At 40.4% G+C, this 7,938-nt stretch carries 8 protein-coding genes; 1 reads left to right on the plus strand and 7 read right to left on the minus strand.

Annotated features, from left to right (window positions below; translation table 11 throughout):
- Positions 1 to 389 precede the first annotated feature (389 nt).
- From GFJ36_RS28030 to GFJ36_RS28050, 5 genes are all read right to left on the minus strand, one after another.
- A complete protein-coding gene (locus tag GFJ36_RS28030) occupies positions 390 to 569 on the minus strand; it encodes a hypothetical protein (protein ID WP_097889578.1) in 180 nt (59 codons plus the stop codon).
- Between the two features lie 11 nt (positions 570 to 580).
- Entirely contained in the window at positions 581 to 1,207 is a 627-nt protein-coding gene (locus tag GFJ36_RS28035) for a hypothetical protein (protein ID WP_097889577.1), read from the minus strand.
- Positions 1,200 to 1,631: a hypothetical protein gene (locus GFJ36_RS28040; RefSeq protein ID WP_242016041.1), complete on the minus strand. Its 432-nt coding sequence runs from the start codon at positions 1,629 to 1,631 to the stop codon at positions 1,200 to 1,202. Before GFJ36_RS28040 ends, GFJ36_RS28035 begins: the two co-directional genes overlap by 8 nt.
- Complete coding sequence (locus GFJ36_RS28045) at positions 1,631 to 1,942, minus strand: helix-turn-helix transcriptional regulator (protein WP_097889575.1); 312 nt, start codon at positions 1,940 to 1,942, stop codon at positions 1,631 to 1,633. Before GFJ36_RS28045 ends, GFJ36_RS28040 begins: the two co-directional genes overlap by 1 nt.
- 479 nt (positions 1,943 to 2,421) lie before the next feature.
- Positions 2,422 to 2,895: a helix-turn-helix domain-containing protein gene (locus GFJ36_RS28050; protein ID WP_097889574.1), complete on the minus strand. Its 474-nt coding sequence runs from the start codon at positions 2,893 to 2,895 to the stop codon at positions 2,422 to 2,424.
- Between the two features lie 1,044 nt (positions 2,896 to 3,939).
- Here GFJ36_RS28050 and GFJ36_RS28055 point away from each other — a divergent pair.
- Complete coding sequence (locus tag GFJ36_RS28055) at positions 3,940 to 4,500, plus strand: recombinase family protein (RefSeq protein ID WP_097889573.1); 561 nt, start codon at positions 3,940 to 3,942, stop codon at positions 4,498 to 4,500.
- A gap of 1,012 nt (positions 4,501 to 5,512) precedes the next feature.
- On the opposite strand, the gene GFJ36_RS28060 is transcribed toward GFJ36_RS28055, so the two are convergent.
- Together GFJ36_RS28060 and GFJ36_RS28065 are read right to left on the minus strand one after the other, a co-directional pair.
- The gene (locus GFJ36_RS28060) at positions 5,513 to 6,073 is read right to left on the minus strand and encodes a hypothetical protein (protein ID WP_097889572.1); all 561 of its coding nucleotides are present in this window, start codon (positions 6,071 to 6,073) and stop codon (positions 5,513 to 5,515) included.
- A 623-nt stretch (positions 6,074 to 6,696) separates the two neighbouring features.
- On the minus strand, positions 6,697 to 7,665 hold the full coding sequence (locus GFJ36_RS28065) for a tyrosine-type recombinase/integrase (protein ID WP_097889571.1): 969 nt from the start codon (positions 7,663 to 7,665) through the stop codon (positions 6,697 to 6,699).
- Positions 7,666 to 7,938: the final 273 nt, after the last annotated feature.

A 7,938-nucleotide genomic window follows, 5' to 3' on the forward strand; every position in this document is an offset into this window, starting at 1 on the left:
GCTCTATCCGACTGAGCTATGGGCGCATGAAGATTATGATAATATCAACGGTTTGCCTCCGTCTCGTTTCGATTTGTTCTTACCGAAAGTTTAACGTAGGACACGAACTCCCTTGCTTAGGTGTTCGCTTCTTTACATATGGATATTATAGCCTGTCGTCTACCTAGTACGCAAGTATAAAAATCTCTTCTATCCTATATATAGTGCGCCTTCTCTCGCTTTCGTCGTGGTCTTCGTACTCTGCACAAAACAGTATAGAGCGCATTTAGGGCACACTAATACATTAACTCAATTCTAATCGCCTTAAAATACGAATCTCAGCTTTCTTCTCTCGCTTATTTGGACATAAAAAAAAGAGGCGCAGACCTATTAAATCCACGCCTTCGCTTTTATTCTGCGCTCTGCTCCTGCGCATTGTATGCCGCTTTTACATTTACATATTGCACCTTGTCGCTCATATGCTGCGAGCGTTGTGCGACCTGTGCCGCTGCGGTTACATCTTCTCGTGTAAGTTTTTCATTGTTTCGTAGTTTGGCGCTTATTTCGCTACGCATTACGTTAATATTCATCCTATTTCCTCCTAGTTTCTATATTTCGCTGGTACTTTTCTGTATTCCGTAATTTTGTACCAATCCGCTTCTGTTGGGTGAATTTTTACGAAGTCCCAGATACTTGCAGGCTCATGCAGCGTTGTATATCCATTATGGCTTCTATGTCGTTGTAACCTTTCGCCGATACCACTATCACTTAGAGCCGCTGAACACGCATTCTCTAAAGCCATTAAGTCTTGTACTGCTTCGTAATATACTTTTAATCCTTCGTGCGCTCGTTGTTTAATATCTGCAAACTCGTTGCCACGAATTGACGGGCGTATATTACCGTTCCAGTCGGCTTTTAAGTCATCCATTGTGATTTTCCCTCTTAAATGCTCATTAGCGTAGTCATTCGCCTTACTATGTTCTTCTTCGGCTACTTTTACCGCAGCTCGTGCCCTGTCGATGTTATCTAATGCCTCCTGTTTCTCCGCTGCTACCTCTTCACCTGCGAACTCTCGCTGTAAGATATCCTCATATACCACTGTAGCAGCCGTTACATTTTCTTTCGCAGCTTGTACTTTTTGTTGATACTCTGCAATAAACTCCAGTGCCTTTTTATCCTGCTTCTTAAATTCCTCGTGTAATTTCCACTCTACTTTGTATTTACCCATTTTTCGTTTCCCCCTCTAGTAGTTTGATACCTTTACGCAGCCACTCGATTAATATTGTGCGCCACTTCGGTATTTGTTTTATTTGTGTTATCTCGTTCGGATCTTTTAATTCATAAACATCTATTAAAGCGGTTTGTGTCCGCTCATCTTCAAAACCTCTAAGCGTTTCGCTCGTATCCTCCTGCGTTTTAAAGTGTCCCGTAATGTCAGGCGCAGGAAGACAAGCTAGATAGATATCTTCAGTGCTAGTCCATACGTCGAAACTCGGCAGGTCGTCGCAGTTGCTCCATACGATTTCCCGCATCTTCTCGACTAGCGATTTCTCTTCTAATGGAGAGATAATTTGAGCTAGTAAATAATTATCGTCGTAGACATAAGCACATAAAAAGAGCGCCCCTCGTAACTCGTGAACGTTACACACCATTAATGGACGCATACTGCTGCACCTGCCTTCGTACTACCGTCTTTTCTCTTAACTGTAGCTCGTGCGACTACTTGCGCTTTAACTGCATCCTTTAACGCTCTTAACTCCTGCTCGTTCATATATGCGTCTATCTTCGCTAGAGATTCTTCGCCTAACACTGTTCGGATACGGGCTACATTATCTTTACTAGGCGCATATACACCATTCTCCCAGCGAGTTACCGTTAATTGGTGTACGCCTGCAAGCGCACCGAATTCGGTTTGTGTCATTTCTAGTAAGTTGCGTACGAATTTAATCGTTGCTGCATTCATTTCTATCGCCTCCTAATTACGTAACGTTTATTTTTATAACAGTCATATCTAAAAAAAGGGAAAGACGCTAAATGAATAGCGCCTTAATGCCTAGTGTTGTCTCCCGACGAGACTGTAATCGAGTTTGTAGGTTGTAGGATACTTTGCCATCATATTAGATGTGGCATATTGCAAAAGGGATTTCCCCCTTCACCTATATGTACGGCTACGGGTCGTTTTCTTGTATAGTGAACGCATATTTTTATAACGTTTTTACGCAGTGATCCATAACACTAGAAGCCGCCCGCTATATATTATCTTCCCTTCTTTTCTCTTTCCTCTATGTATTGCTGCGTATATCTTTCAAAAGAAAAAGAATATTAATTCTTGTTCTTAATTCTAGTTCTTTAATTCTAGTTAACCAGTTAATTTACCCGTACTTCAGCAGGGAAATCTCCCGTACTTGGCGGGTAAAATTCCCGTACTATACTCATAAGCAACTAGAAGTCTATACTTTCTAGCTCGGCTAGTTGTCTCTCTTGTTCCTGCACCAACTGCGCATGTAGTAACTTAGCCATGTCTCTATCTCTTTGGCGCTCCTTATCTTGCGTAACTTTGTTAAATTTCGCAGCAGCATCGGGATACTTTCGAAATAACTCTTTCTCTGTTAACGGCACTAAAGGTTGATAGAAGTTACCTTTCCCCTTACCATTTCCGATAATTTTCACAAGACCGACTTGTTCTAACACCGCTAAATGCCTACGTACCGTAGTCTCGTCTTTTCCGTAATATTTCGATAGTGTATACTGGCTCGGGAATGCGCACCCTTTATTTGCGTTGTAAGCATCGACAATCAATGCATATAAATAGTTCATTTCTGCCTTGTAGCCTTTCATAAAAATGTAATGGCGCAATTCCGAAGGCAATCGGAAAAACGTTCCCTCTGCTTTCGTTTTGTCGTATACTCTCGTCATATTTCTCTCTCCTGTTCGTTTATATTTGCGTAAGTACCCTTACAAAGATATAGGTGCAGCAAAGGCATATTTTGGGCTTATTTCGTCTAAAAAAGTTTTAACTGTGTTGCTATGCGAAAATTCATCTGCATTTCTATAGGCGCAGATAATTTAAAATCTCGGTATACGTAACCCCTTGAAGTAAAAAATATGTGCGCTAATTGTGTACAGCAGTTGCGGGGCTTTCTTGGTACGGGTTAGGGGGATTGAGTAATTTCGATTGGGCAGCGTGCTATATCGCTGCGTTGCAATTGGATTCGCAAAGACTTTGCTATTAACTTCGCAGCCGTTCGATTGATGAAGAGTTTTCTTAACGATTCTTTTTAATGCGATTAAAACAAACGCAAACAATTCGAATGAACTTCTTTTAATGCGCAATGAATTAAGTAATTAACATTTCTTTTCGTTATGATCTTCTTTTATTTCGTTATTAATTTCTAAGCGAAGAAAAAGCAAATACGAAAGAGTTCGCAAAGACAAACAAATAAAGAAACACCGAAACAAAAGAACCTCGCTGCTTTCTTTCTCGCATTTTATTAATCAAACAATCTCGAATACTTTCTGCTGCGATGAACTAAACGAATAGTAATAGAGGCACTGCATAAGCATGTAGTCTCGCATATCTATATATAAGTACTGTGACTGTGCTTACCATAACGGCACACACTTCATATAAAGTCGCAGGAGAGCCGTACAGCAACGTTAGGTTATTCGAATCAATTAGAGAGGTACATATAAAGCTCTGTGCAGCCACCTATCAGCATGTGCGCATGTATAACAGGTTATGTGGATACACGCAGCCCTATTGGTAACATAGCTCCGCCAATATGAGGAACTATGCCGCCCTACATTTGATTACTGCGATATGGTGGGTGGTGTCATTAATAGTATCGGTGTCATAACTTAAAAGTATTGACACTATTTTACCGACGTGATAGTATCAGTGCATCGAACGGTGTCATTACTTAGTGTCATAAATGAACACGGAAAAAGGGGCGGATACATATGAAATACGGATACGCAAGGGTAAGTACATTACAGCAGAATTTAGAGGCGCAAATACAAATGCTAGAAAAGGAAGGTTGCGATGTTATCTATTCCGAGAAGTTTACAGGAACGAAAGCAGACCGCCCTAAGTTTCAAGAGGTACTATCAAGACTAGAGGCAGGCGATACGCTGGTGGTTACGAAGCTAGATAGATTCGCAAGGTCTGCGGTAGATGGAATACAAACAGTTAAAGAGCTATTCGAAAGAGGCGTAAGAGTTCATATCCTTAACATGGGATTAGTAGAAGATACAGCAGCGGGGCGATTAATCTTTAATATTATGAGTTCATTCGCTGAATTTGAAAGAGATATGATTGTAGAACGTACACAAGAAGGTAAGGCAATCGCAAAGCAGCGTGAGGATTTTAAAGAGGGAAGACCAAATAAATACACATCGAAGCAAATAGAGCATGCGTTAGGATTACTAGAAACGCACTCATATACGCAAGTAGAACAATTAACGGGGATTAGTAAGAGTACGTTAATACGAGCGAAGAAAAAGCAGCAGGGCGCTAAATAATTGGCGTCTTTTTTGTTGTCTGCGTAACCCCATGAGTTGTGGAAGGCGTTCTCGCTCGAACTTCCAGCAGGTATACAGCCCCATGATTTCGCATATATGTAAACTTTCGTATACAAATGCAACTAACTAAAAGTAAGTGTACACCTACAGCTGCAACACTTTCGCCATTCCACCGATAAAATCACACGAGTTTACGTTAATACTTACATTCGAATTATACGATATGAATTATAAATAAAAGGCTGTCATATCAGCGCCCGACACACCGATATACAGCCCCATGCGACGTACAGCCGCTAATTGAATTAGCAAGTCTATTATATCATTTCGCACAATGCGAAGTATAATAATTCATAATTTCAAAATCAAAATACAAGATATAGTTTTTTGTATAAAAAATAACTTTTGGAATCTATAAACAGGATGGGTTATAATACAAGTATATGAAAAAAGCCCATCGTATTGGCGTACGAAAGGCTTCGCAAGGTGGTGAATACATATGGATGCAATCACCGTTACTGCGGTTTGCTCTTTACTCATGGTTGTTATGGGAATTATTAACATGAGCAAAGGAAAGAAGTAATATTTTATTAAAAGTCTTTCAGTGTTGGCGCACTGAGAGGCTTTTTTATTTATATAGTATTCCACATTCGATGCAGAATATTACCTGTAAACCTGTAGTTTACTTAATAGGCAGACGAATTTGTCATTTTGACAACTTTTAGTGTATAGTTGCCCCTAAGGCAACATGCAGGTAAAAAAAATAATCAGTTAGGTTTACTTTTAGTAAACTTTTAGCCATAGGTATAGTTTTCGCACTTCAATATTACCATGGTAATATTATGATAAGTTTTGTATCAAAACGTGTTCAAAACGTCTCCTATAGAGACATTATAACTTAACTGTGAGTCAACATACAAGAAAAGTTTGCTTGAAGCAAACCCCTCTCTCATCCATTTAATGTTTACCTCAGGTAAACTTTTAACTTTAAATTCCCTTGATAAATTATGTATCAAACTAGCCTTTTACGTCTCCAAAATGAACGTACAGCACCTCTAGCACTATCAAAGCTGCGCCCTGTTTTCTTCGCCAATCTCCTAGCAATATCGCTAGTGTTTTCAATATGATCCGTATCAAAAACGATATCCACTATTAGTTTATCTATATCTCTATCGCAATACTTCTCGTAAACTTCTGCCCTTACTACTACGTTTATCGCTTCCTCTTCTACGTTTACCGCATTGTCCTCCGTTTGAAGCGAGACTAATTCTTCGCCTACTAGCTGTAATGCCTTTCGCCTCTTCCCTCTTTCACTGCAATAATAACGTAAACTCTGATATATGTATGTCTTTGCTCTTCCATCAAAATTCCCCTTTTCTATAACAAACGACCTTACTGCGTACTCTATCTTTCGATAACAGTCGTTAATGAAATCTACTTCGTTATTCATCTTATACCAATTTTCCTGTGCTAATCGTTCAATCAATGGCATGTAGTATGCTTTAATCTCCCACATTCTAGCTGTATTTATTTTAGCTTCGATTGCTGCTGCGTTTAGTTCTCTGCTGTTCATCTTTCTTCCCCTTACTGCGTATTGTTTTTATCTACGCCATTCCGCACTTCTTCGCCTTTCTGCTTGACTTTGGTTGACGCATTTACTAGCAGATAGAGGAAGGTCTAGGAAACGTGGCGCAGGCTTCACCCCTACTCGCAAAGATACAAGCTATCAATGCGAATAAAAGGTAAAGTACAATACTAGCGTCAGTCGTTGGCTGAGGTTGCCGAGTATGCCCCTTCCGACTTTAGACTTTCGCCTATATCGTCTTTCTACATTGCAGCATGTCCCACAATGCGATTATCTAACGATACACCCTGTTCCCGTAAGAACAACATGCGTCCACTCCTTACCGTTTATGCCCGTAACCAGCTAGACCTACACACGCATGGAAGGGGTATGCGTTAAATGTGTAGCGCTAGTGTTTGCAGCGGTCTAGCTCCCCTTTTACGTTTTTATAGCGGTACGGCTTCCGCTTTTTGACTTACCGCAGCTCCCTAAAAAAGGCATCACTAAAGACAACTTGCACCCTTCGAATTTTTTCGATAGAATGAAGCTAGCGGCTGTCTAGTATTTAGTTATTAGATAGCAAATGGTTTGTTTTGAGTCTCCAGTTGGCGCTGGGGACTTTTTATTTATCTCTATATTCCGTAGTCGTTCTTAGCGGCTACTTTTTCGTATTGCTCTTTAACTGCCTCGTCGTTCAATCGGACATATCGCATAGTTGTTGTGATGTCTGCATGTCCCATAATTCGCATTAATGCGTTAACACTTCCACCATTTCGTAAGAAGTTCGTAGCAAAGGTATGACGTAAGCTATGAGGCGATGGGCGGCATTCTTTTAAAAGCCCCGCTAACGTACCATAGCGATACATGCGCTTACGTAGTAAGTCATTATCTATTACATTTCCTTCTTGCGTTAGAAAGACGTTTGAAATACCTTCAAAGTACTCTCGACTTTCACCTACAAGCATTCGTAACTCTTCCGCTACCTTTTTCGTCATAGGTACAGCCCTCGTTTTGCGATTCTTATTCTTAGCGCCTGCTAACATAATTGTAAGGTTATCAAAATCTATATCGTTAGCCTCTAGCTGGTTTACTTCATTCACACGCAATCCGCAGTGCAGCATAAGCAACATGGCGCAGTAATCTCTATAGCCTGCATAAGTCGTCTTATCTACCACACGAAAGAGACGCTTTATTTGATTGTTATTTAGCGTGAAAATCGGCGCTTCATCAGTCCGTAGTTTTACAAAGTCTACAGTGGGGTTGCTTTTAATGTAGCCCTGCTCATTCAATCGCTTAAAGACCGACTTCAATGCTGATATACGAATATTTACGGTAGCAGGTGCTAACTCTCGATTGAGCAGCTTATTAATATACATCTGTACATGTGCCGCTGTAATGATCTCGACGTTCTCAATGTTCAATTCTCGCATGAAATAACGAAAGAGCTTGCTGTAATCATCTATAGTACGCTTTCTAAAGCCCTCTGCTCGGAATGCCTGCGCAGCAATCGTTATTGCCACTTCTGTATCTAGCGCTTCCGCAGTACCGATAAAATCGACTACTTCTTTTCGCCTTTTTACTACTCGTCTACTTTTAGACATAATAAAAAAGAGCCCCCTATCTGAAATAAATTCCAGACGGAAGCTCTCCGCATATGTATTATCATTATCTTCATTTGGTTACACGTAGCATCTTCCTACTATGCGACAATAATTCGCCAATGCCTACGTAGGACGTTTGCGGTTTGTTCCCGCTCATGTTAAGCGTTAAAAATTCCGACAAACAGCTTTATACCGCACCCTAAAGCGTATTTAGCTTCCCACCTATCGTAAGGACATGTTGTAGGAAACCACCGCTCTATCCGACTGAGCTAT

Origin of the sequence: Bacillus sp. EE-W1 (assembly GCF_009760835.1) — a bacterium.
In the GTDB taxonomy this organism is placed as follows: domain Bacteria; phylum Bacillota; class Bacilli; order Bacillales; family Bacillaceae_G; genus Bacillus_A; species Bacillus_A wiedmannii.

Coding starts and splice junctions, on each gene's coding strand:
- GFJ36_RS28030 (WP_097889578.1), bottom strand. CDS start 569: ATGAATATTAACGTAATGCGTAGCGAAATAAGCGCCAAACTACGAAAC.
- GFJ36_RS28035 (WP_097889577.1), bottom strand. CDS start 1,207: ATGGGTAAATACAAAGTAGAGTGGAAATTACACGAGGAATTTAAGAAG.
- GFJ36_RS28040 (WP_242016041.1), bottom strand. CDS start 1,631: ATGGTGTGTAACGTTCACGAGTTACGAGGGGCGCTCTTTTTATGTGCT.
- GFJ36_RS28045 (WP_097889575.1), bottom strand. CDS start 1,942: ATGAATGCAGCAACGATTAAATTCGTACGCAACTTACTAGAAATGACA.
- GFJ36_RS28050 (WP_097889574.1), bottom strand. CDS start 2,895: ATGACGAGAGTATACGACAAAACGAAAGCAGAGGGAACGTTTTTCCGA.
- GFJ36_RS28055 (WP_097889573.1), top strand. CDS start 3,940: ATGAAATACGGATACGCAAGGGTAAGTACATTACAGCAGAATTTAGAG.
- GFJ36_RS28060 (WP_097889572.1), bottom strand. CDS start 6,073: ATGAACAGCAGAGAACTAAACGCAGCAGCAATCGAAGCTAAAATAAAT.
- GFJ36_RS28065 (WP_097889571.1), bottom strand. CDS start 7,665: ATGTCTAAAAGTAGACGAGTAGTAAAAAGGCGAAAAGAAGTAGTCGAT.